1 protein-coding gene is annotated in these 255 nt (G+C 69.0%); it reads right to left on the bottom strand.

Annotated elements, in window-relative coordinates:
• A partial coding sequence (locus C5P05_RS00365) for an aldehyde dehydrogenase family protein (RefSeq protein WP_232834270.1) occupies positions 1-253 on the bottom strand: 253 nt, incomplete at its 3' end.
• Positions 254-255 lie beyond the last annotated feature (2 nt).

Genomic DNA, 255 nt, shown 5'->3' with positions numbered 1-255 from the left:
GCTTGCCCTGCTCGGCGGTCATGATGCGGCCCAGGTCCTCCTGGTTCGCCATCAGCAGGTCGAACCACTTGCGCAGGATGATGCTGCGCTCCTTGGCGGTCTTGGCTTTCCAGGCCGGCCAGGCGGCATTGGCGGCGGCAATCGCCGCCTCGGCCTCCCTGGGGCCGAGGTTGGCGACGTCGGCCAGCTTCTGCCCGGTGGCGGGGTCGAGGATGTCAAAGCGGCTGCTGCCGGCCAGCCACTGGCCGTTGATCA

Origin of the sequence: Rhodoferax ferrireducens, assembly GCF_003347515.1 — a bacterium.
Lineage (GTDB): Bacteria > Pseudomonadota > Gammaproteobacteria > Burkholderiales > Burkholderiaceae_C > Rhodoferax.
This window is presented reverse-complemented; position numbering and strand designations above follow the sequence as displayed.